The 23201-nt window shown below is 38.5% G+C and carries 21 protein-coding genes; all 21 read left to right on the forward strand.

Annotated elements, in window-relative coordinates:
* Nucleotides 1-3: 3 nt before the first annotated feature.
* The gene (locus KO172_RS03275; protein ID WP_215492120.1) at nucleotides 4-267 is read left to right on the forward strand and encodes a hypothetical protein; all 264 of its coding nucleotides are present in this window, start codon (nucleotides 4-6) and stop codon (nucleotides 265-267) included.
* A gap of 202 nt (nucleotides 268-469) precedes the next feature.
* Nucleotides 470-1594, forward strand: coding sequence for an acyl-CoA dehydrogenase family protein (locus KO172_RS03280; protein WP_215492121.1), 1125 nt, complete (start codon nucleotides 470-472; stop codon nucleotides 1592-1594).
* Nucleotides 1595-1602: 8 nt separating this feature from the next.
* Nucleotides 1603-2427, forward strand: coding sequence for a phosphate/phosphite/phosphonate ABC transporter substrate-binding protein (locus tag KO172_RS03285; RefSeq protein ID WP_215492122.1), 825 nt, complete (start codon nucleotides 1603-1605; stop codon nucleotides 2425-2427).
* Nucleotides 2428-2455: 28 nt separating this feature from the next.
* The gene (locus KO172_RS03290) at nucleotides 2456-3592 is read left to right on the forward strand and encodes a cobalamin-independent methionine synthase II family protein (protein ID WP_215492123.1); all 1137 of its coding nucleotides are present in this window, start codon (nucleotides 2456-2458) and stop codon (nucleotides 3590-3592) included.
* Nucleotides 3585-4073 carry an OsmC family protein gene (locus KO172_RS03295; protein ID WP_215492124.1) on the forward strand — a complete coding sequence of 163 codons (489 nt, stop codon included), beginning with the start codon at nucleotides 3585-3587 and terminating at the stop codon, nucleotides 4071-4073. Before KO172_RS03290 ends, KO172_RS03295 begins: the two co-directional genes overlap by 8 nt.
* Before the next feature lie 148 nt (nucleotides 4074-4221).
* Nucleotides 4222-4554 (forward strand): carboxymuconolactone decarboxylase family protein, encoded by a 333-nt coding sequence (locus KO172_RS03300; protein WP_215492125.1) that lies wholly within the window; start codon nucleotides 4222-4224, stop codon nucleotides 4552-4554.
* 259 nt (nucleotides 4555-4813) lie between these two features.
* A complete protein-coding gene (locus KO172_RS03305; protein WP_215492126.1) occupies nucleotides 4814-5284 on the forward strand; it encodes a glutathione peroxidase in 471 nt (156 codons plus the stop codon).
* A 406-nt stretch (nucleotides 5285-5690) separates the two neighbouring features.
* The gene (locus tag KO172_RS03310; protein WP_251320113.1) at nucleotides 5691-6989 is read left to right on the forward strand and encodes a DUF3798 domain-containing protein; all 1299 of its coding nucleotides are present in this window, start codon (nucleotides 5691-5693) and stop codon (nucleotides 6987-6989) included.
* Nucleotides 6990-7058: 69 nt separating this feature from the next.
* Nucleotides 7059-8639, forward strand: coding sequence for a sugar ABC transporter ATP-binding protein (locus KO172_RS03315; protein ID WP_215492127.1), 1581 nt, complete (start codon nucleotides 7059-7061; stop codon nucleotides 8637-8639).
* A gap of 3 nt (nucleotides 8640-8642) precedes the next feature.
* The gene (locus tag KO172_RS03320; protein WP_215492128.1) at nucleotides 8643-9698 is read left to right on the forward strand and encodes an ABC transporter permease subunit; all 1056 of its coding nucleotides are present in this window, start codon (nucleotides 8643-8645) and stop codon (nucleotides 9696-9698) included.
* Nucleotides 9698-10810, forward strand: coding sequence for an ABC transporter permease subunit (locus tag KO172_RS03325; protein ID WP_215492129.1), 1113 nt, complete (start codon nucleotides 9698-9700; stop codon nucleotides 10808-10810). The genes KO172_RS03320 and KO172_RS03325 overlap by 1 nt, the downstream gene beginning before the upstream one ends.
* A gap of 155 nt (nucleotides 10811-10965) precedes the next feature.
* Nucleotides 10966-12210 (forward strand): MFS transporter, encoded by a 1245-nt coding sequence (locus KO172_RS03330; RefSeq protein WP_215492130.1) that lies wholly within the window; start codon nucleotides 10966-10968, stop codon nucleotides 12208-12210.
* Between the two features lie 95 nt (nucleotides 12211-12305).
* Nucleotides 12306-12908, forward strand: a complete 603-nt coding sequence (locus tag KO172_RS03335; protein ID WP_215492131.1) for a DUF3793 family protein — start codon at nucleotides 12306-12308, stop codon at nucleotides 12906-12908.
* A gap of 81 nt (nucleotides 12909-12989) precedes the next feature.
* The gene (locus KO172_RS03340; protein WP_215492132.1) at nucleotides 12990-13661 is read left to right on the forward strand and encodes a response regulator transcription factor; all 672 of its coding nucleotides are present in this window, start codon (nucleotides 12990-12992) and stop codon (nucleotides 13659-13661) included.
* Nucleotides 13658-14944 (forward strand): bifunctional folylpolyglutamate synthase/dihydrofolate synthase, encoded by a 1287-nt coding sequence (locus KO172_RS03345; protein WP_215492133.1) that lies wholly within the window; start codon nucleotides 13658-13660, stop codon nucleotides 14942-14944. The genes KO172_RS03340 and KO172_RS03345 overlap by 4 nt, the downstream gene beginning before the upstream one ends.
* 36 nt (nucleotides 14945-14980) lie before the next feature.
* The gene (locus KO172_RS03350; protein WP_215492134.1) at nucleotides 14981-15505 is read left to right on the forward strand and encodes an NADPH-dependent FMN reductase; all 525 of its coding nucleotides are present in this window, start codon (nucleotides 14981-14983) and stop codon (nucleotides 15503-15505) included.
* A gap of 158 nt (nucleotides 15506-15663) precedes the next feature.
* Nucleotides 15664-18219 (forward strand): sulfatase-like hydrolase/transferase, encoded by a 2556-nt coding sequence (locus KO172_RS03355; RefSeq protein WP_215492135.1) that lies wholly within the window; start codon nucleotides 15664-15666, stop codon nucleotides 18217-18219.
* An 88-nt stretch (nucleotides 18220-18307) separates the two neighbouring features.
* Nucleotides 18308-19312, forward strand: coding sequence for an LCP family protein (locus KO172_RS03360; protein WP_215492136.1), 1005 nt, complete (start codon nucleotides 18308-18310; stop codon nucleotides 19310-19312).
* Nucleotides 19313-19499: 187 nt separating this feature from the next.
* A complete protein-coding gene (gene nrdD, locus KO172_RS03365; protein ID WP_215492137.1) occupies nucleotides 19500-21620 on the forward strand; it encodes an anaerobic ribonucleoside-triphosphate reductase in 2121 nt (706 codons plus the stop codon).
* Nucleotides 21621-22130, forward strand: a complete 510-nt coding sequence (gene nrdG / locus KO172_RS03370) for an anaerobic ribonucleoside-triphosphate reductase activating protein (RefSeq protein WP_215492138.1) — start codon at nucleotides 21621-21623, stop codon at nucleotides 22128-22130.
* A gap of 100 nt (nucleotides 22131-22230) precedes the next feature.
* Complete coding sequence (locus tag KO172_RS03375) at nucleotides 22231-23139, forward strand: stalk domain-containing protein (RefSeq protein ID WP_215492139.1); 909 nt, start codon at nucleotides 22231-22233, stop codon at nucleotides 23137-23139.
* Nucleotides 23140-23201 lie beyond the last annotated feature (62 nt).

Genomic DNA, 23201 nt, shown 5'->3' on the forward strand with positions numbered 1-23201 from the left:
GAAATGATAATCATAGAAATTTTATACTTTTTAATAATGTTTTCAATTAAAGGAGTCTCTAGTCCAGACTCTATGCTATTTTTTACTACACCATTGATTGTTTTTACTGTCTTTGGTCTAGCAGAATTTATTCTGTGGGCAAGTAAAAAGTTTGATAAGGATAGCAAGTCAAGCAAAATAAAACTTGTATTTTATCTCGCAGCAACCATGCTTATGATATACATTAATGTAACATTAGTCGCAATGAGCTTAAATCCAAGAGCTTAAATGTTTTTTAGGGTTAGACCAGTGGTCTAGCTCTTTTTTTATACAGCTTATATAATTTTAAAATATCAGAGAAAAATATATATAAAAAAATCTTATACAAACGGCTGAAACTATTGAAAAATCTAATTTGTAATGGGCTCACTCTTGTGCTATACTTAAGTCGATAGTGATATCGACATAAACACGAAAGGGAGGGTTTATTATGAATTCATTTGAAAGAGCAAGGGAATTTGCAAAGAAATACATTGATCCCGTTGCAAAACAATTAGACGAAGAAGCAAAATTTCCAAAGGAAATTTTTGATAAACTAGGAGAAGAAGGTTTCTTTAAGGTAATGATACCTAAGGAAATGGGCGGTGAAGGCGGTACTATAAAGGACCACTCACAAATCTGTATGGCTCTTGCTGAAAGCTGTGCATCTGTTGGTTTATGCTATATGATGCATAACGTAGCACTTATGTGTATCTTAGCTAATGGTAATGACGAGCTTAAAAATAAGATTGTTAAAGAAATTCTTGAAGATAAAAAATTATGTGCACTTGCATACAGCGAATTTGGCACAGGAACTCACTTCTACATGCCAGAGATGGGTATTGAACACAAAGAAAACTCTTGTGTATTAAACGGTTCTAAGTCAATGGTTACTTCAGCTGAATACGCTAGCTACTACTTAGTATTAGTGCCTTCTAAAAAAGAAGGAGAAATCGATAACTGGGTAATTCCTATAGATAAAAAAGGCGTTCATTTTGAAATGAAAGCTTGGAACGGTATGGGTATGAGAAGCAACGCATCTTGTCCAATGCTTCTTAAGGACGTTGAACTTGAAAATATGTATAGAATTGGCGAATGGGGTAGCGGTCAAGCACAAGTATTCTCAGTTGTTGCACCATACTTCATCTTAGGTCTAGCAAGTGTTTACTCAGGTCTAGGCAAAGCCATCTCTACAGCAGCTAACGAACACGCTATGAAGAGAAAATACCCTTCAGGACAATCTCTTGCAAACATTGAAACAGTTCAAATACACTTAGCTAAGATTTACAACAGAACTCACGCAGCAGAAGCATTTACAAAGCTTGCAGCTGAAAAGGCTGAAAGAGGCGACGCTGATGCAGTTGTTGACATCATCGCAGCTAGAGTTAACGCAAGTGAAGCAGCTATTGAGACATCTATCGATGCAATGAGAGTTGCTGGCGGTAAGGGCTATAACAAACAAAACCCTATAGAAAAATACATGAGAGACGCATATGCAAGTCAAATCATGGCACCATCAGTAGACGTGCTTACAATTTGGCTTGGTAAATTGATCACAGATCAACCAATACCATAGGAGGAAAGATGACTAATAAAATTAAAGTTGGAGCAGTTCTTTATGATCCAAAAGTTAGTATCATTTGGGATATGATCCACAAATTTTTTGAAGAAAGAGGCATGGAAGTTGAAGGAGTTTACTTCAAGGACTATGACTTACAAGTAGATGCTGTTGTTAACGGCGATATTGATATCGCTTGGAACTCACCATTAGCTTGGTTACAAACTCAAATCAGGACTCACGGAAAAAGTGAAAATGGTCCTATGAGAGATACAGATAGAGACAGAAAGACTATCTGCCTAGTTAAAAAAGGCTCAGGCATAAAATCTTTTGAAGATCTTAAGGGCAAAAAGATAGGCTTCGGCGCATTTGATAGCCCTCAAGCAAGACTTATTCCTATCTATTATTTAAAAACTAAAGGCTTAGAATATGGCAAAGACTACGAAGAAGTAAGATTTGACAAGGGTGTTGGCCTTAACGGAGACCATGTTGGCGGCGAACTTGACGCTGTGAAAGCACTTGAGGCAGGCGATGTAGACTGCGCTTTCACTATTGATTTAAACTTCAACGCTTGGTCAAAGGACGGCACTATCGATGCAAACGCTCTAGAAGTTTTAGGCGAAACACCTCACTTCGATCACTGTATATTCTCAGCTCGCGTAGGCTTCCCATCAGAAGACTTCAAAGCTTGGGCTAAGATACTTCTTCAAATGGACTATAATGATCCAGAACACAAGAAGATTATGGACCTTGAAGGCCTTAGAGAATGGGTTGAAGGCAGAACTAGTGGTTTTGAACAAATCACTAACGCCGATAAGTATTTAGACTTCTTCGGCAAGTATCGTGACTAGGGCATTCTCCACTTCACTTATAGGAAGCATGCCAAGAAATGAAGATATATTAAGGGCCCTTAGAAAGAGATCTAAGGGTTCTCTAAGTGAAGAGGATTTTATTAAGTTAATAGATGCTGAGGAAGAAGCCGTCCTACGCATGCAAGAAAAACACGGCATCAGCTACGTCACATCAGGCGAATTATCAAGAGATAACTACGTTTCATTTATATCGACAAAGTTAAATGGCGTTAAAATGATGTCAATGTCTGAGATGCTTGAGTACATCGACGATAAAAAAGCATTTGAACAAATACTTTCTATACTTGACGTTCCAGCCATAAGCATAAAAAACGCAATATGTACAGGAAAAGTCTCTCGTAAGACCAATATCGTTTGTGACGAACTAAAGAGACTAAAGGCAAGAACTGATCACAAGGTAAAAATCACTTTGCCAGGACCCTATCTAGTAACTCGCTCAATGTGGCTATATAACTTATCTAGCAAGGCTTACGGTTCTAAGGAAGAGCTTGGCGAAGATGTTATCAAGATTTATAAGGAAGAGATAGAAGAGCTTCAAAAGATTGGCGTTGACATAATTCAGTTTGATGAACCAGTTTTAACTGAAGTCGTATTTACCGAAGGAAAGCCGCGTACCTTCATGTGTGCAGCGCTTTCAGAAAAGAAAGATCCGACAGAGGAGCTAAAATTTGCGACTCACCTAATTAAGTCATGCATGGAGCATATCGATAGGACTAAGTCGATACGCGCGCTTCACGTCTGCCGTGGCAACTGGTCCAAGGACGAGAGCATTTTACTAGAAGGACCATATACACCGCTAATCAAATTATTTGAAGACATAGATACAGACGCACTATTCCTTGAATTTTCAACAAAGAGAGCAGGCGAGCTAAAAAGCTTATTTACTTCAGACAAAATTAGAAAAAATTATATCCTAGGTCTTGGCGTTATCAATCCAAGAACTGATGAGATTGAATCGCATGAGGATATGGTCAAGAGAGCCGAAGAAGCGCTTGGCTATATTGACAAAGAAAGATTATTCTTAAACCCAGACTGCGGTTTCGCTACTTTTGCAAATAGACCTGTATCAACACTTGAAATAATTGACAAAAAATTAGCAGAGCTTGAGACAGCAGTTAAAGAATTGAAGGAAAAATATGAGTAGCTACGGTAATTTTAATAGTACGGAAGAGATGGGCCGCTTTGATTTTACGATGAGAGCGACATCGAACGACATCAAAACCGTTAACAGCTACGGCGACATGGCCTTCATATCGACAGACCAAGAGCTGCCATACGATAACGAGAAAAAAGAATTATCGTCGGTGGAGATATTTTTGGCAGGAATTTTGGAGTCGATGATGCTCACAATCATTAGAGAAGCCAAAATCAAGAAGCTTTCACTAGATGAGATAGAAGCAAAGGCAGAAGTAAAGACGACAAACCCACTTCGTACGCTAAAAGTAGTTGGCGTTGATGATGCACCGCGCATAGACGAGATTAAGATCAAAGTGTATTATTATATAGACGATATCACAAGAGAAGAAGCAGATAAGTTTATGAGAGATGCTTTGGATATGGATATGGTTTATAGCGGAGTGAAAAAGGGATTTAACATAGAGACAGAATTTATATATGAGCTATAGAAATCAAAATAGTAGGGGCAGATGCTCCCTACTATTTTTTTATCTTATAATACACGGCAAAACTATAAATATATTCAATATCAAAGCCATTTGCTAATGGGTAATACATAATCGAAGAGAATAAAAATATATAAATGGAGGTAATTTTATGGATTTTAACAAAGAAAGAGAATTAAATGGTGCTATGAACAAAGAGCTAGTCAATTCAGCGCCAGAAATCATGAAAGCCTTTGGTGACTTGCATGCTGTTTACACAAAAGAAAGCGCTGCTACACTCATTGAAAAAGAAATGGTTGCTCTAGGCATCTCAATCACAATCAAGTGCATACCATGTATGCTAGCTCACATCACAAGCTTTAAAAAAGCAGGCGGCACAAGAGAACAACTTGTTGACGTTATCAAAACTTGTATCTTGATGAATGGCGGTCCAGGAACTGCGTATGGGGCAAAGGCGTTAGCGATGTATGACGAACTAGACTAAATTTCACGTTAATTTTGCGTTAAAATTAGCCCTTGAGCTCGTTCCTTCCTCGGCAATGCTCATGTACGTTTAGTACATTCCGCTTGCCTCGTCGGTCCACGTCGCTCAATCATCTAATTTTTCCTGCAAAATTAATACATAGTGAATAAAAAGATTTAGATTTCATAAAACAGATTTAAAAGTCTTGTGGCAAGTCCATAAGACTTTTTTCATGCTTATGGGTATATATAATTGAAAGAATATATATTAGGAGGTACTTATGTTTTACGATTATAAAGTTAAGAACATATTAGGTGAAGAAGTTTCTATGTCTGAGTACAAAGGCAAGGTAGTGCTTATAGTTAACACTGCAAGCAAGTGCGGCTTTACTAAGCAGTACGAAGGTCTTGAAGAATTATACGAAAAGTATAAGGACCAAGGCTTTGTGATCTTGGGCTTTCCATGCAATCAATTTGGCTCTCAAGAGCCGGGAGACAATGCTGAGATAAAAAATTTCTGCACATCTACATTTAGCGTGACTTTCCCTATGATGTCAAAGGTCGATGTCAATGGTGAGAGTGCAGATCCTTTGTACAAATTTTTGAAAAAGGAGCAAGGCGGCATACTTGGTGACGAGATTAAGTGGAACTTCACAAAGTTCTTGGTCGATAGAGAAGGAAGGGTTGTAGATAGATTCGCTTCACAAAAGACACCTAAGGCACTTGAAAAGGAAGTAGAAAAACTATTGTAGCAGTAGGACTATAATCTATGTAGCACTCATATATATGGGTGCTTCTTTTTTTTATGAAAAGCTTTGTAGCAACTTAGCACTTTTCTTGCTTAAGTAAGTAAACCTATTGCAAGTTGGCGGTTCATATATTGCATATGATACTCACAAAGTAGTATTGTATGCACATATTTGCAAATTTTTATATAAAAATTTCAAAAAGACTTGTCTTTTATAACATAAAGTGCTATAATATATAAAAGAGCTTCCACTTGATAAAGTGTAACATAGCTATCGTGACTATTAGTAACGCCATTAAGTTAATCAAGGCGGAGGAGTTACTTCACGAGATTAAGGCTCTTTGAATTATAACTTAAGATCCGTTGAAATTATCTTAAGCTAAGAGGACATTAAAGTACGAGGAGGTTTTATGATGAAAAGAGTACTTGCGATGTTAATCGCGCTAATTATGATGTTTTCTCTAGTAGCATGTAACAAAAACGATGCACCTGCTACTGACGCAAACAAGACTGAAGGCGAAAAAACTACTGAAGCTACTGATGGCGAAGCTAAAGACGGCGAAGCTACTGAAGCTAGTGATTTTCACATCGGTGTTGTAACTGGTACTGTATCACAATCTGAAGACGAACAACGTGGTTGTGAAGCTATGATCAAGAAATACGGAGATGCTAAGGAAGGTGGACTTATCGTTCACAAGAACTATCCTGACAACTTCTCTGCTGAACAAGAAACAACTATCCAACAAATAGTTTCTCTTGCTGACGACCCTAAGCTAAAAGTTATCGTTGTTAACCAAGGTGTACCTGGTACTGCAGCAGCATTTAAGCAAGTTAAGGAAAGACGTCCTGACATTTTCTGCTTCGTATCTAACTCTCAAGAAGACCCTAACCTTATCGAAAGCGCAGCTGACTTAGTTATCGACCCAGATAACGTTACTCGTGGATATTTAATCCCACTAGCTGCTCAAAAGATGGGTGCTAAGAAATTCGTTCACGTTTCTTTCCCAAGACATATGTCAATCGAACTATTGTCCTTAAGAAAAGATATCATGGAAGCAACTTGTGATAAGATCGGTATGGAATTTGCTATGGAAACTGCACCGGACCCAACAAGTGATATCGGTATCCCAGGCGCACAAAACTTCATTTTGGAACAAATGCCAGCTTGGGTTCAAAAGTATGGTAAAGACACAGCATTCTTTGCAACAAACGATGCTCACACTGAACCAATGCTTTTAAAAATCGCTGAATTAGGCGCATTATTCGTAGAACAAGACTTACCATCTCCAATACTTGGATATCCAGGAGCTCTAGGACTTGACCTTAAAGACGCTGCTGGCGACTTCCCTAAGATTGTAGAAAAAGAAGAAGAAGTATTATCTAAGAAGAACCCTGGTAGAATGGGTACTTGGACTTATTCATACGGTTTCTCTACAACTCAAGCTCTAATCGAACTTGGTAAGAGAATGGTTGAATCTGGTAAAGACATGATGAACACTGACGACGTTGCAGCTGTATTATCTGACATGACTCCAGGTGCTGCTTGGAAGGCAACTGTTTACAAAGACAGAACAAGCATGGAAGAAAGAAAGAACCACTTACTAGTACTACAAGACACTTACGTATTTGGTAAAGGTTTCTTAAAGATGACTGATGAAGAAGTTCCTGATATCTATAAGATGCTAGAAGATTTTCAATCTAAGAAATAGACATATTTGATTAATGGACGGAGCGGCTTCATGCTGCTCCGTTTAACATTATTGGAAGGCGAGGTTTTTATGGGCGAGTTATTAGAGTTTAGAAATGTAGGAAAAAGCTTCTCCGGTAACCATGTTTTAAAGGATGTTTCTTTCAAACTTAAAGAAGGGGAGATTCTAGGACTTGTAGGAGAAAATGGTGCTGGTAAATCGACCATGATGAACATACTCTTTGGTATGAGTTTCATTAAAGAGACTGGTGGCTATGAAGGAGATGTTCTTATCAATGGTGAAAAGGTTAACTTCAAAAACCCTATCGACGCACTAAATGCCGGTATCGGTATGGTGCATCAAGAGTTTTCATTGATTCCTGAATTTACTGCAACAGAAAATATATTGTTAAATCGTGAGATTACTAAGAAGAATCCAATCTCTGCTATCTTTGGTAAGCAATTGGAAACATTAGAGAGATCTACGATGGAAGAGAAGGCAAAAGAAGCTATCGAAAAGCTTGGAGTAGATATAAACTCAAAGACTTTGGCAAAGGATATGCCAGTTGGTCACAAGCAATTTTTGGAGATAGCAAGAGAGCTTTCTAAAGAAAAAGTAAAATTAATTATCATGGACGAGCCGACAGCGGTACTAACTGAGTCGGAAGCTGATATACTGATTGACGCGATGAAGAGACTTGCAAAGAAAGGTATTTCCATCATCTTCATCTCTCACAGACTTCGTGAAATCATCGATGTTTGTGACAAAGTTATAGTTCTTCGTGACGGAGAAATTATTAAAGATACTGAAAACAAAGACCTTAATATCATGGAGATAGCAAGCTGGATGGTTGGCCGTGATATGTCAAAGAAGGAACAGGCTAAGGAGCTTAGACAGATCGGAGACGAAACTATCATGAAGGTTGAACACCTTTATGTAGATATGCCGGGTGAGTCGGTTCGTGATGTTTCCTTCGAAGTTAAGAAAGGCGAGATACTTGGAGTGTGCGGTCTAGCTGGACAAGGCAAGCTTGGTATACCAAACGGTATCATGGGTCTATATCCATCAGGAGGCAGCGTTACTTATGAAGGTGAGCCGTTAGATATCGCACATACAAAGGAAGTTTTGAAGAAGAACCTAGCCTTTGTATCTGAAGACCGCCGTGGTGTTGGCTTACTTCTTGACGAAGGTATTGACTGGAACATAGCTTTCGATGCAATGATGGTCAACGATAGATTCACTAAGAAAGTTGGTCCATTTAAGTTCAGAGACGACAAGGCGATGAAAGAAGCCGCACTTAAATACATTGACGAGCTTGAAATAAGGACACAAGGTCCTAGTGAAAAGGCAAAGAACTTATCAGGTGGTAATCAACAAAAGGTATGTTTGGCAAAGGCATTTGCCCTTGAACCAAAATTCTTATTTGTATCAGAGCCAACTCGTGGTATAGACATAGGTGCGAAGTCACTAGTTCTTGAAGCACTTAAAAAGTACAACAGAGAACACGACACATCCATAGTCATAATATCGAGTGAGCTTGAAGAGCTAAGAAGCATAGCTGACAGAATACTTGTTATATTTGAAGGAAAAGTTTTTGGAGAGCTATTACCTACAGATCCGGTAGAGTACTTTGGACTAATGATGGCCGGAACTAAACCGGAGGAGGTGTAGAATATGAGAGAAGAAAGTTTTGTTAAAAAAGTAGGACTTCCTAGAATAATCATTTTCTTTTTCATAGTAGGACTTTTCATAGTAGGATCCTTTATAGGTGTTGACCTTAAGAGATCTTTCATAGACGTTCTAACACGTTTCGGTATGAACGCAATACTAGTATTATCAATGATACCTATGATACAAGCAGGCTGCGGACTTAACTTTGGTTTGCCAGTTGGACTTATAGGTGGTATGCTAGGCGCAGTTTTATCCTTAGAGTTAAGACTAACAGGATTTGGCGGCGTAATGTTTGCCCTTGGTCTAGGAATGCTTTTCGGAGCAATCTTTGGCTGGGTATATGGTTTAATTTTGAATAGAGTTAAAGGCGACGAAATGATTATCGCAACATACGTTGGTTTCTCATTCATCGCACTAATGAATATATTCTGGGTAGTACTTCCATTTAGAAATCCTGAATCAGTTATGGGTTTCAACGGTGAAGGTTTAAGAACAACTATATCCTTAAAGGCATACTGGGAGAAAGCCTTCTCTCGTATACTTGGTATAGAACTACAAACAGCAAGCGAGCTAGGAGACAAATTACTTATACCAACAGGTATGTTCATAGTCTTCGCAATATTTGCATATTTAGTTTATTTATTCTTCAAATCTAAAAAAGGTACAACAATGACAGCTGTTGGCTCAAACGAAAACTACGCAAGAGCAGCAGGTGCACACATCAACAAGACAAGGATGCTAGCAGTAATCCTTTCATGCGCAATAGGCGCAGCTGGTATGGTTATCTACGAACAAAGTTACGGCTTCGTTCAAATGTATAACGCACCACAATTCTTCGCTTTCCCAAGCGTTGCAGCCATACTACTTGGCGGTGCATCCATTAAGAAAGCTAATATAAAGAACGTTTTGATAGGTACACTACTTTTCCAAGGTATACTTACAATGACACCAACAGTTATTAATACAGCAATCAAGGTTGATATATCAGAAGTTTTAAGACTTATCATATCAAACGGACTTATACTATTTGCCTTGACACGTAAGGAGGGTGGAAAATAATGAAAAAGCGTAATAAATTCTTTACAGTAAATGAATACACCGTTCCTGTGATGTTCATCATCATATGCGCGATAGGTATAATATTTAGTAGATTCACACCACAATTTTTGATCTCACAAGTAGTTATAAGATTTGCAAGAAACGCCTTTTTGGTACTTTCATTACTAATACCTATAGTTGCCGGTCTAGGCATCAACTTTGGTATGGTACTAGGAGCCATGGCAGGACAAATCGCACTTATCTTTGTTGAGAACTGGGGCATAACAGGACTACCAGCAATACTAATTGCTGCACTAGTTTCCATCCCAATCTCCGTAGTTTTAGGTTTGTTCGCAGGTGGCGTACTAAACAAAGCAAAGTCAAGAGAAATGATCACATCCATGATACTAGGTTTCTTCATGACAGGTATCTACCAATTCTTCGTACTATACATCTTTGGTGGTATCATACCATTTGGCAACAAGAGCCTAATACTATCACGTGGTTATGGTGTTAGAAACGCAATCGACCTACAAAGTCAAAAAGGACTAGATAAGTTATTAGATAGAATCGTTGGCCAAGACCTATCCATATTCGGAGTACAACTACCAATTGCTACCTTCATAGTTATCATACTAGCTTGTCTTTTCATAGTTTGGTTTAGAAAGACAAAACTAGGACAAGACATGAGAGCCGTTGGAGCCGATATGAAGATAGCCGAAGACGCAGGTATCAACGTTGACAAGACAAGACTTAAAGCCATCGTCATCTCAACAGTTATGGCAGCCTTCGGACAAATCATCTACCTACAAAACATAGGTAACCTAAACACATATAACGGCGCAGACCAAACAGCACTATATGCAGCAGCAGCACTACTAATAGGTGGAGCGAGCGTATCAAAGGCGACAATCAAAAACGCCCTTGTTGGTACAGTACTTTTCCACTTGATGTTCATAGTAATGCCTACAGCAGGTGCTAACATCACAGGTAACTCAATGATAGGTGAGTACCTAAGAACATTCATCTCATACGCAGTCGTTACAGTTACACTTATACTTCACTCTATAAGAAGAAAGAGCGAAGCACAAGAACAAATGGAAAAATTAAAAGACGAAGAAAGCAAAAAATAAATTTCTTCTTTAAATAATACCGAAGATAGGGTGCTGACATGTGTTGGCACTCTATTTTCTTTTGCATAAAACTCTTGACATATGAGTTAGCGTATGCTAACATATACTCAATATTAATGTTTTTAAACAAAGGAGGGCTATTAATGAGGTTTTCTATGAAAAAATTACTTAAAAACAAAAGTTACTTAAGTTATTTTTTTGCAAGCGCTTTGTCGATGGGTGCGTCAAATATTTTGCAGTTTGCTTTGGCTCTATACATCTTGGATATGACAGGTTCTCCCTTGATTTACGCCTCTATACTTTCTATAATCATAATTCCAAGGATAATATTGACACCCATAGCTGGTGTTTTAGGTGACAGGCTAAGACGTATAGATATAATGAAGGTTTTAAACTTTGCTCAGGCTCTTCTTATGCTAATATATGCGATATTTGCAATTTTTTACAAAAATATTTCTCTTATTGCGGTTTACGCTCTTGTAGTTCTTCTTGAGATGATTGAGGTTTTTTACAATGCGGCGGAAAATTCAATACTCGCTGAGATTATTGATCAGGATCTTATGGAGGAAGCTGTCGCTTTTTCAAAAGTGGATGATGGCATTGTCTATGTGACTACACCTATGCTTGCGGCATTTATCTACAAGCAATTTGCTTTGAGTGGATCTTTTATTTTGGTTTGTGCCTTGATGAGTTTAACATTTATTTTGAATTTCTTCATAGAAACGCCTTTTGAAGTCAAGGGCAATCACGACGGGGAAAATTCTTTTAAAGGCTATTTTACTGATTTTAAAGAAGGTTTAGTTGAGCTAAGCAAAAATAAATTTGCAAAGGTCTTTGTTGTTGTAGCTCCCTTAATAAATTTTTCTTTTGATGCAGTTTGTTCAGTAATTATAACTTATGTTTTTTTAGAAGTTTTTAAGCTTGATGAATATGTTTATGGCGTCTATAGAACGATAACTGCATTAGTGAGCATAACTCTACCATTTATTATACTACCTGTAGTTAAAAAATTTAAGCCGCTAAAATTATTGAAGTGTGCTTCTTTATCTATAGCCACATGCATCTTTTTAATGGGAGCAGCTGTTTACTACGGCAGCTTGGATTTGGAAAATAATGTGATTATTAGCGTTATCTTGATAACAATTTTTGACTGCTTAATAATTAGTTCAGTTATGCCGCTTAATATAGCGACACAGGTTTTTTTCCAAAAGAATGTTAAGGATGAGTACAGAAGTAGGATTTTATCAGTGCTTAGAATGCTTGTTCTATCATCGATACCTCTTGGCAATATGTTTTATGGATTTCTAGCAAATACATTTGAGGCTCATATATGTATCTTTGTCGGCAGTTTGGCAGTTTTTATAACATATCCACTTATTTTATATCTATCGAGAGAATAAAAACGCTTGACATATTAGTTAGCTTGTGCTAATATATTCTTAAGTCGTTAGCCCACGCTAACGCTTTGTAAATATTTATAGAGAGGAAGAGTGCCATGTGCGAGGTGAAGTTTGAGAGCATCTTAGCAAATCACTGCTCACCTGTCCTTATGGGGACTAAGCTATCGAATTTAATATCTGTTTCGAAGCAGGACGCAGGTCATGGCGATGAGCTTCTCAAGAAGTACAAAAGTGCATTTAAGACTTATGGCATTGCCATAGAAATGCTTTGTGAGTGCGACGAGAGAATGCAACTTTTTGTCTACAATGAAGAAAGGCTTAGGAGGCATCTACATAAGGAGAGTATAGCGAGCTTTCTTATGGACTACGGTTACAGTAGTAGTGACCTAAGTAGCTGTCTAGCTGTGCTTAAGGCTAAGCTTAGACACTTTGAATTTCCTCACGAGATTGGTATCTTTTTAGGTTTTCCGCTAGATGATGTCAGAAGCTTTATCGAAAATCAAGGACAAAACTACATCTACTGCTCTTACTGGAAGGTTTATCACAATCCCGACCTTGCTAGGCGCACCTTCGACCTATATGACAGGCTCAGAGCCTTTGTTAAGTCTAGGCTCGATGAGGGTGACTCTATCGAGGTAGTAATGCGCGATGTTTACAAGAGTTCTAAAGGACTACACGATTTATTGAATGCTTATTAATACTTTGTGGGTAGAGAGATCTATCCACTTTTTTCTTGCTATTATCACGAATTCATTATATAATTATCTTGAGGTGTTCTTATGATATTGATAGTTGAAGACGATAAAGACATAAACAATTTAATTAAGGAGCTCTTAGGAGAGCGTGGGTTTGAAACGAAGCAGGTCTTTGATGGGGCTGAAGCGGTTGACTACCTAAAGAATAATGAGGTGGACTTGATGCTTTTGGACCTTATGATGCCTAAGCTTATGGGTGAGGACGTGATTAACTATGTAAGAAGCCGTGGTATGAAGATGCCTATCATAGTTTTATCTGCGAAGATTGACAAGGCGACTAGGCTTGGCTGCCTTGACCTTGGCTGCGACGATTTCATTATGAAGCCTTTTGATACTGATGAGCTTATAAGTCGTGTGAGGGCTCAGCTAAGGCGCTCTAATGCATACAACAGACTCGGCGAGAAGGCTGTGCGCTTCGAGGACTTCTACCTTGACAATGACAACAACGTCATAAGCTTTAAGGAAGTGCCCCTTAATTTAACGCGCATGGAGTACAAGCTATTAAGACTATTGATTGAAAATCCTAAAAAAGTTTTCACAAAGGAGAACCTGTATAGATCTGTTTGGGAAGATGACATCTACTCAGACAACACCATCAACGTGCATATATCAAACCTCAGAAATAAACTAAAGGAGATTGACCCGGATCATAAGTACATAAAGACTGTTTGGTCCATAGGTTATATATTGAAATGATAAATTATTTTGAAAAGGCAAGCGAGATACTTGACGGGCTCTATGGCACGGCTAAGCGCAAGCGTGACATGACTAGCAATGAGAACATGAAGAGGCTTGTGGAGATTTTTGGGATAGATCTAAGTAAGCTTAACGTGATTCATGTCGCAGGTACTGTTGGCAAGGGCTCGTTTTGCATAATTTTGGACAATATTTTACGCGAGGCGGGACTCAAAACTGGCCTCTATGTAGGACCATCGATAGAGGGTATGAACGACAGAATACGCATAAACGGCGCCTTCATACCACCAGAAAAGTTCTACACTTACCTAAAAACTATAGTTGACAAGATTACAGAGCTCGAGATCAACTGCATCTACTTCGAGGTAGTCACTCTCATCGCTCTTATGTACTTTGCTGACGAAGGAGTGGACTTTGCCATCGTCGAAGTGGGGGTTGGCGGTCTATATGACTCGACAAACTGCTTTTCTACAAAGGCTGCGGACGTCATAATGAAGGTTGACTACGACCATCAGAATGTGCTTGGCAACACTTTGGAAGAGATTGCCTTCAACAAGGCAGGCATCATCATGCCGTTTGATACGGTCTACGTTTATCCTCAAGGGGACAATGTCATAGAAGTCATTAAGGACGAGGCGAAGAAGGTTGATGCGAAGGTAAAGCTTATGCCAGCTGATGTAGATGTAGAAAAAACTGATACAAAGACAAGCTTTATATATGATGGCGAGGAGTACACTGTAAGCCTTGCAGGCGCCTTTCAAGCGACAAACGCGGCCATGGCTGTGTGGGTAGCAAAGGACCTTGCCACAAGGTTTAGACTCGATATAGATGATGAGGCTATAAGGAAGGGCTTAGGCGAAGTAAAGTGGCCTTGCCGCATAGAGACTTTGAAGGAAAAGCCATACATCATCATAGACGGCGCGCACAACGAGATAAGCGCTGCTGAGCTAAAAAACTACCTAATGAGTCTTGGCAAGAGGGTCATAATGATTACTTCGTTTTTGAAGGATAAGGACTACAGGAAGGTCTTCCAAACTTTCGAGGGTTTGAAGGCAGACTTTATACTAACGAGCCTTGTCTTCAAAGGCAGAGACTTTGAGTTCGAAAAGCTTGAGGAGGCCATAGGCGAAAGAGACGGCATCTACTTTATCAAAGACAACAAAGAGGCATACGAGAAGGCGCTTGAGCTATATACAGATGACTCGGTGATAGTTGTTGCAGGCTCACTCTACCTTGCGAGCGTTTTCAGAGATTTAATCACAGGAGAAAAGCATTATAATTAACGAACCTGGGTATATAGTCTAAGAAGGGGTGATTAGATGAAATTAGTATTTTTGATAGGCTCACAAAGAGAGGGCTCACTGAATAAACTATTAGCAAGGGAAGTAGAGAAGGAATTTGGTGATTACGAGATCGTTGAGTACTACCCAAACGATTTTAAAATGTTCAATGGGGATCTTGAGAAGCCAGAAGAAGCTTGGATAAAGAAGATTAGAGAGGACATAAGAGAGGCAGAAGGAGTCATCATCGCTTCACCTGAGTATAACTACTCAGTTCCAGGAACAGTTAAGAACATGATAGACTGGCTATCGAGACCAAATGATGAAGGTAAGTACCTTATAGGCGGCAAGAAATTTGCTCTACTAGGAGTGACTATGGGGCTTGATGCAACAAGGCTTGCACAAAAAGAATTAACAGCAATTCTTCATCAACTAGGAGCACATATTGATACTAAGAATATGATCAGCGTGCCATTCGCCGATGCACAAGGTAAGTTCGTAGAGGAGAACAAAGAGAGAATAAAGAACTTCGCTGATAAGTTTAAAAAGTTTATTAAGGCTTAAAGCTATGCATATAGAGCTGCGCGGTGCGGCTCTATTTTTATATGAGAAGTGACAAAGTTCTATGCAAATTATTTATTAAAATTATGTAAAAGAGGTGCAAAATATGTTATAATTAAACATAGTTAATTAAGCCTAACGGCACAAAGGAGACGAATGAAGTGAAAGACAAAAAGCTGAATATAGTTTTCGGCATCATATTTTTAATAAATGCAATTTTTTATTACAACGTATATATATACAAGGTAGCTTTGGAATTAAGACCAAGGCTTATTTTATTGCTCGCAGCAGTAGTACTAACATCTATGATAGACATATCAGTCCTACTTGCCTTCAAGAGTAAGACATATAAGGTGGTAGTCGCCTCTCTTATAGGGCTACTAAGAGTTGCAGCAAGCATATTCTACGCAGAGTTTGCGAATTTTGACATACTTTCTAGAACAGGTCAAGCCAAGGAACTTAAGGGTGTTGGCACAGAGATCATGCACAAGTTCAACATCTTCCTACTTATCATTTGCATACTTACACTAGTAAACATATATTTGATAATAAGCGCGCGCATAAGAAAGAGAGACGAAAAGTATAAAGACACTATATTTGAGATAGCGTTTAGGTGCGTTATCTCACTTATCATAGCAGGCATACTTGTAGTCGTACCGCAAAGCTTTGCCAAGGGCATCTTCGGTACAGAGCTCTTCTCAAGCATCGCTCTAAGCAATATTAAAAGAGAGCTTGCAGAGAAAGAGATGCATGATGAGGGTATTGAGGACGACATAGCCCTACAATTTAGCAAAAGAGAGTTTAAAAATAATGAGTTCACTGGCATTGCCAAAGATAAAAACATCATCATAATTCAGTGCGAGAGCTTGCAAAATACCTTCGTAGGTAGAGAGTATAACGGCCAAGAAATCACACCATTTATGAACAAGCTCATCAAGGAGAAGGGCAGCATCTACTTTGACAACTACTTCGAACTTCTAGGCATGGGCAACACCTCAGACGCCGAGTTCGTCTCAACAAACGGTATATTCCCGTCTCTGAACGGACAGTCATACAAGCTCTTCGAAGACAACGAGCACTACGGACTACTCAAGTCTTCAAAGGATTACGGCTACACTAGCATGGCGTTTCACGGCAATGTTGGAAAGTTCTACGATAGAGAGCATTTCTACAAGAAGATGGGCATAGAAAAAATCTATCTTGGAGAAGACTTCAAGCAAGATGAAATCATCAACATGGGTCTGTCAGACAAGTCATTTTTCAAGCAATCCATAGAAAAGTACAAAGAACTAGCACCAAAGAATGAGAAGTTCTTCTCACTCATGGTTACGCTTACAACACATACACCATTCATACTGCCAGATGAGCTCTCACATATCAAGCCGAAGGCAGGCGATGAAGACGACTTCGTGTATAAGTATGCAAAGTGTGCAAGGTACACAGACGAGGCTATCGAAGACTTTTTCAAGGACTTAGATGAGATAGGTCTACTAAAGGATTGCGTCATCGCTATATATGGAGACCACCATGCAATGTCAGTTAAGAACCCAGACCAGCTAAACTCAATTACAAAGTGGCTAGGTAGAGAGATTGACTACGACGAGATGATGAACATCCCATTATTAATAAGAGTGCCAGGACTTGATAAGAACGTTCAAAGGCACAACATAGGAAGCCAGCTAGACCTATATGCAACACTTTTAAACCTACTAGGCTGGGACAGAACTAAGTATCCAAACATGGGCATAGACCTACTTGGAGATGATGAAGAGACAGAAAATAACGTCGTCTTCCCACAAACACACTTACTTAAAGGAAGCTTCATTACTAAGGACAAACTATTTGAGTATCCAAGAGACAGAGTCTTCGAGCACGGCCGCTATATTAACAGAAAAACAAGAGAAGTACTGAATGTAGAAGATGCAAGAGAGCTTTCCAAAAGAGCGGTCATCACTACAGATTACTCATACAGCCTTATGAAGTCAAACTCACTTATGAACCTAATCAAAGCACCAGAGAAGCTTGCATCAGATAAAACCATACTCATGGGTGGAGGCGAGCTAGAAGGTCTTGCAAGAAGCAACGTCCTTGACGCCTTCGAGTACAACTACAAAAGAGGAAAACGTAAGTTCGAAGTTGACCTTTCCAAGACCACAGACGGTAAATATGTTGGACTAGAAGACTGGGACGGCATCATAAGAAGGTTCTTCGTTACTAAAGATACAAAGATGCCAGAAGTCAAGAGACTTAGCTACGAAGAGTTTAAAAATCTTGTGCCACTACGCGATCGCAAAGCCATCGACCTAGATGTGCTAGCAGGCTTTATGAACGAAAAACAAGATACAGAAGTCTTCATATGTACAAAAGACGATACCAAAGAGCTACTTAGCTATATAAAAGAAAACTACGAAGGACTTATGAAGCGCTTAACAGTAGAAGTTCACAGTAAAGACGAGTACAAGAGTGCAAACGATTTTGGCTTTAAAAACATTGTCTATAGCCTAGAAAACGCAAAAGACATAGACCTTGAGCTCAAAGAGATAAAAGACTTCAAGCTCACAGCCATCGCTTTGGATGCATCAAAGCTAGATGAAGAGACTGCGAAAAAATTAGTAGCAAGCGGTCACAAAGTCTACGCATATAAAGTCAATACCAACGAGCTAGCAGAGAAATTATTCACTCTTGGCATCACAGCCATATACACAGATAAGCTATAAGCTTAACAAAATCTTAACAAAATTATAAAGAGTATTGAAAAACATTGTACCTTGTAATATAATATGAGAGTACAAAAGGAGAATGATTATGAGAAAGAAATTTGTCATTTCCTTCATCGTTGCGCTTATAGCATTCAGCTTTGTTTTTTACAAGGCACAAAAGAAGCTAGACAGCGGTGCAGGACTTAATAAGAATATAGAAAACACAGAAAATGAAGACGCACACGAGGAGAACAAAGAGAGCGAAGAAGAGCTAAACCCTGTCTTCCCCGACGACCAAAAAGTGCTTAAAGAAGAGCACGGCAACGAACTTTGCTTCATACTTATGGGTATAGACAAAAGAGACGCAGGACAACAAGAGATGAAGGGACAAAGATCAGACACTATGATGCTATGCAAAGTAAACTTCGACGACGGCTCAATCAAGATGCTAAGCCTTCCTCGTGACAGCATAGTAAAAATTAGAGGCAAAGACGATAAATTAACACACGCTCACTCATACGGAGGACCAGCACTAACACTTAAAGCAGTTAGAGATTGGTTAAAGCTCGACGTTCGTTACTACGTAAGAGTTGACTACAAAGCAGTTGAAGAGCTAGTAGGTATAGTTGGAGGCGTTGAGTTTGACGTGCCAGTCGATATGAACTACCACGACACAACAAAAGGTAACGAACTACACATCAACATTAAGAAAGGCAAGCAAACCATCACCAAAGACAATGTCATAGGTCTACTAAGATTTAGAAAAGGCTACAACGACGGCAAGTATGGCGTGCAAGACTATGGTAGACAAAAGACACAACAAGACTTTTTGAAAGCACTTGCAAAGAAGATGCTTAGACCAGAAAATATATTGAAGATAGGATCAATTTGGAAGACAATCAACAAAAATGTTAAGACAAACATCCCAGGAGGAACCATCGCAACATCCATCTTGCAAGCCGGCATAGGTAGAGTACACGCAGATAAGATGGAAACCGCTTCACTTATAGGAACTGAAGGTCATATTGGAAAGCTTAGTGCACAAAAAATTCCTCAAAAAGAAATTGATGAGAAGGTGTATCCTTGGTTTGGAGATTATAAGTTTAGATAATAAGAAGGCGAGAGAGCCTTCTTTTTTTGCGCAAAATATATTTAAAGTTTTCATCGCTTCATCACATAAAAATATATGAACAAATCTTAACAAATTATTTATATTTTACTATTGTCATCTGCCACTATATGTAGTATAATAATAATTGCAATAAGGAGAAGCAATCAAAATATTGTGGAGGTAAAAGATGTATATATTCAAGAGAAGCGGCGAAAAAGTGCCATTTGACGAATCTAAGATAATTGTAGCTATTAAAAAAGCGATGAATTCTTCAACAGGGGTGTACGAAGAAGGTCTTGCTGAAAAGATAGCTGATGAGATCAAAAGGGAAGCTGTTGTAGCTGAGAGACCTCTTTCGATTTATGATATCGAAGACAAGGTTTACTACAAGCTTATCGAGAACAAGAACCCTGCTACTGCTAGAAGTTACGAAAACTACAAGGCTGTTCAAGCGTTTAAGAGAAGGATAAACACTACTGACGAGAGCATTATTGGTCTTCTTGACAGAAAGAACAGTGACTTAATGAAGGAAAACTCTAACAAGAACGCTCACATTGCATCTACTCAAAGAGATTTGATTGCTGGAGAGGTTTCTAAGGACATTGCTAGAAGACTAATGATTGATGATGACTTACTTCAAGCGCACGACGAAGGCTCCATCCATTTGCATGATATGGACTACATCATTCAACCTATGTTCAACTGCTGCCTTGTTAATATGAAGGACATGCTTGACAACGGAACTGTTGTTAATGGCAAATTGATTGAAAGCCCAAGATCATTCCAAGTTGCCTGCAATGTTATGACACAAATCATTGCGCAAATCGCATCTAACCAATATGGTGGTCAATCCATCGACATAAAATGTCTTGCTAAGTACTTAAGACGCAGCTATGAAAAGAACATGAAGCTTGCTAAGGAAATGTTTGAAGATGAGACAAAGCAAGACGAACTTGCAAGAAAACTTACTCAAAGGGATCTTGAAAGTGGTATACAAACTATACAATATCAAATAAATACACTTATGACTTCGAATGGTCAAGCGCCTTTCGTTACTCTTTTCATGCACATGGAAGATGATTTCGAGTATGCAGATGAGCTTGCTATGATCATCGAAGAGATTTTAAAGCAAAGAATTCAAGGCATCAAGAACGAATGCGGTGTTTATGTGACACCTGCTTTTCCAAAGCTTGTTTATGTGCTTGATGAAAACAACGTTCACAAGGATTCCAAATACTACTACTTAACAGAGACAGCTATTAGGTGTACTGCAAAGAGGATGTACCCTGACTATATCTCTGCTAAGAAGATGAGAGAAAATTACGAAGGCAACGTTTTTGCACCTATGGGCTGCAGAGCATTCTTATCGCCATGGAAGGATAAGGACGGCAACTACAAGTTTGACGGCAGATTCAACATGGGTGTTGTTTCTCTAAACTTACCGCAAATAGCTATCGTTAGCGGCGGCGATGAAGATAAATTCTTCGAAATACTTGACAAGAGACTTGACCTATGCAGAAAGGCATGTCTACTAAGATACGATATACTTAAGAACGTTACAAGCGATTCATCTCCAATACACTGGAGACACGGCGCTATCGCGAGACTTCATGAGCACGAGTCTATCAGACCACTTCTTCAGAATGGTTACGCGACTGTAACTTTGGGCTACATAGGCCTATATGAAGCGACTTATCTAGTACGCCATACTACTCATACTGACGAGCATGCGACTGATTTTGCACTAAAAGTTATGAGAACTATGAACGAAAAGCTAAACTCTTGGAAGAGGGAAGATGGCTTAGGATACGCACTTTACGGCACTCCTGCTGAAAGCCTTTGCTATAGATTTGCGAAGAAGGACCTTGAAAGATTTGGCGAGATAAAGAACGTAACTGACAAGGGTTACTATACAAACTCTTTCCATGTTGATGTTAGAGAGAACATCTCTGTATTTGATAAGTTCAAGTTTGAAGCTCAGTTCCAAACACTTTCAAAAGGCGGCTGCATAAGCTATGCTGAGATACCAAACATGGCAAATAACTTGGAAGCACTTGAAACTATAGTAGACTATATTTATGACAATATTCAATATGCAGAATTCAATACAAAGTCTGACTACTGTCACGTTTGCGGCTATGACGGCGAGATCATAATAAACGATCATAACGAATGGGAATGCCCTCAATGCCACAACAAGGATCAAGCAAAGATGAACGTTACAAGAAGGACATGCGGCTACCTTGGCGAAAACTTCTGGAACGAAGGCAAAACTAAGGAGATAAAGCAAAGGGTACTTCACATATAAATGAACTACGCGCAAATAAGGAAGTACGACATCGCGAACGGCCCTGGCGTTAGAACAACAATATTTTTAACAGGTTGCACTTTGAACTGCAAGAACTGTTTCAACAAAGAGTATCAAAACTTTCACTTTGGACATGTTTTTGATGAAAAGGCATTTGAGGAAGTTATTAGTTGCTTAAGTGATGACAATATCCGCGGCCTATCGGTTTTAGGAGGCGAGCCCTTTGACAACCTTGCAGGCCTTAAGGACTTCATAGGAAAGCTCAGAGAGAAGACAGATAAAGACATCTGGATCTACTCCGGCTACACCTACGAAGAGCTCTTAGAGAAGGACGGAGCCAAAGATGTTCTAGATAAGATAGACGTCCTTGTTGATGGACGCTTCGTTGAAGAGCTAAAGGATTTGAAGCTAAAGTTTAGAGGCTCATCAAACCAAAGAATCATCGATATGAAGAGAACACTTAAAGAGGGAAAAGTATTACTCATGGACAAATATATGAAGGAAGATTGACTAGTCAGTCTTCTTTTTTTTAATTAAAATATTAAAGTACTTGACTTATTATTGTAATAATGTATAATAGAATTAAGAAACAAATCAAGGAGGGTTTTAAATGAAGAAGAAAATTTCATTATTATTAGTGGCTTTAATCTTAATAGCGTTTATACCACAAATGACAGCACAAGCCAAGAATGTTACAGCTTTAAAGTCAAATCAAAAGTTTGCTTTTACAAGAGGCGTAGCTTATGGAAGAGATGACATAGACATAAGCTCTTATTCTATTGAAGGAAGCAATTATGTGAAACTTCGTGATGTTGCAGCTATACTGGTTGGAGAGTTTTATCAATTTAACGTAGGCTATGATAAAGAGAGAAACTTAGTAATTGTAGAACCATATATTCACTACAATAAGTCAGAATCAGACTTAAGTAAAATTACAAATAATAAAGCGAAAGCCACAGTGAGCAAAAAGCCGATTTTAATAAATGGCGAAGAAAAATTAGTGAACATGGCATATATTAATGGCAATAATTATATGAAGCTAAGAGATATAGCAAGCTTGATTGGTTTTCCTGTTAAGTATGAAGAACAAAGTAAAACAGTATTGCTGGCTATGGATACTGAAGAGGGTCAGGAAGCAAAAGTTATAGAGACATATGATTTAGCTGATGATATGGATATTGATAAGATTAAAGATATTTTTGATGCTTTTATTGAGAACAACGAAGCAAAGGCAGAAATGGCTGGAGAATCTATTGAAGGGTTTAACATAGATATTAGCTTTGAAATTCAACGTGAAGATTTATATGAAAATGCTGAGAAATTAGGAATCATTCCTTCAAAAAATTACAATAAAGTTAAGAAAACAGTTATAAGAAAGTTGTCACCTGGTGGATTTAGCTATAGCGATGAAATAAATTATGAATTCGAATATGATGATTATACAGGTATTAAATTAACTTTATATGATTATGGAGTAAGAGATTATCAGTTATTTTATATAAATCCATATAGAAAATAACAAATAGATCAGAAATGCAAAAGGAGAGTAAAAGCGCTCTCCTTTTTTTATGCCATATCGTT

This window comes from Fenollaria sporofastidiosus (assembly GCF_943169635.2).
Lineage (GTDB): Bacteria > Bacillota > Clostridia > Tissierellales > Peptoniphilaceae > Fenollaria > Fenollaria sporofastidiosus.

Bases quoted from the DNA above. Each gene is read 5' to 3' on its own strand.
- KO172_RS03300 (WP_215492125.1), top strand. From the start codon at position 4,222: ATGGATTTTAACAAAGAAAGAGAATTAAATGGTGCTATGAACAAAGAG.
- KO172_RS03350 (WP_215492134.1), top strand. From the start codon at position 14,981: ATGAAATTAGTATTTTTGATAGGCTCACAAAGAGAGGGCTCACTGAAT.
- KO172_RS03305 (WP_215492126.1), top strand. From the start codon at position 4,814: ATGTTTTACGATTATAAAGTTAAGAACATATTAGGTGAAGAAGTTTCT.
- KO172_RS03310 (WP_251320113.1), top strand. From the start codon at position 5,691: ATGATGAAAAGAGTACTTGCGATGTTAATCGCGCTAATTATGATGTTT.
- KO172_RS03335 (WP_215492131.1), top strand. From the start codon at position 12,306: ATGTGCGAGGTGAAGTTTGAGAGCATCTTAGCAAATCACTGCTCACCT.
- KO172_RS03360 (WP_215492136.1), top strand. From the start codon at position 18,308: ATGAGAAAGAAATTTGTCATTTCCTTCATCGTTGCGCTTATAGCATTC.
- KO172_RS03325 (WP_215492129.1), top strand. From the start codon at position 9,698: ATGAAAAAGCGTAATAAATTCTTTACAGTAAATGAATACACCGTTCCT.
- KO172_RS03320 (WP_215492128.1), top strand. From the start codon at position 8,643: ATGAGAGAAGAAAGTTTTGTTAAAAAAGTAGGACTTCCTAGAATAATC.
- KO172_RS03330 (WP_215492130.1), top strand. From the start codon at position 10,966: ATGAAAAAATTACTTAAAAACAAAAGTTACTTAAGTTATTTTTTTGCA.
- KO172_RS03295 (WP_215492124.1), top strand. From the start codon at position 3,585: ATGAGTAGCTACGGTAATTTTAATAGTACGGAAGAGATGGGCCGCTTT.
- KO172_RS03290 (WP_215492123.1), top strand. From the start codon at position 2,456: ATGCCAAGAAATGAAGATATATTAAGGGCCCTTAGAAAGAGATCTAAG.
- KO172_RS03345 (WP_215492133.1), top strand. From the start codon at position 13,658: ATGATAAATTATTTTGAAAAGGCAAGCGAGATACTTGACGGGCTCTAT.
- KO172_RS03375 (WP_215492139.1), top strand. From the start codon at position 22,231: ATGAAGAAGAAAATTTCATTATTATTAGTGGCTTTAATCTTAATAGCG.
- KO172_RS03315 (WP_215492127.1), top strand. From the start codon at position 7,059: ATGGGCGAGTTATTAGAGTTTAGAAATGTAGGAAAAAGCTTCTCCGGT.
- KO172_RS03275 (WP_215492120.1), top strand. From the start codon at position 4: ATGATAATCATAGAAATTTTATACTTTTTAATAATGTTTTCAATTAAA.
- KO172_RS03285 (WP_215492122.1), top strand. From the start codon at position 1,603: ATGACTAATAAAATTAAAGTTGGAGCAGTTCTTTATGATCCAAAAGTT.
- KO172_RS03340 (WP_215492132.1), top strand. From the start codon at position 12,990: ATGATATTGATAGTTGAAGACGATAAAGACATAAACAATTTAATTAAG.
- KO172_RS03280 (WP_215492121.1), top strand. From the start codon at position 470: ATGAATTCATTTGAAAGAGCAAGGGAATTTGCAAAGAAATACATTGAT.
- nrdD (WP_215492137.1), top strand. From the start codon at position 19,500: ATGTATATATTCAAGAGAAGCGGCGAAAAAGTGCCATTTGACGAATCT.
- nrdG (WP_215492138.1), top strand. From the start codon at position 21,621: ATGAACTACGCGCAAATAAGGAAGTACGACATCGCGAACGGCCCTGGC.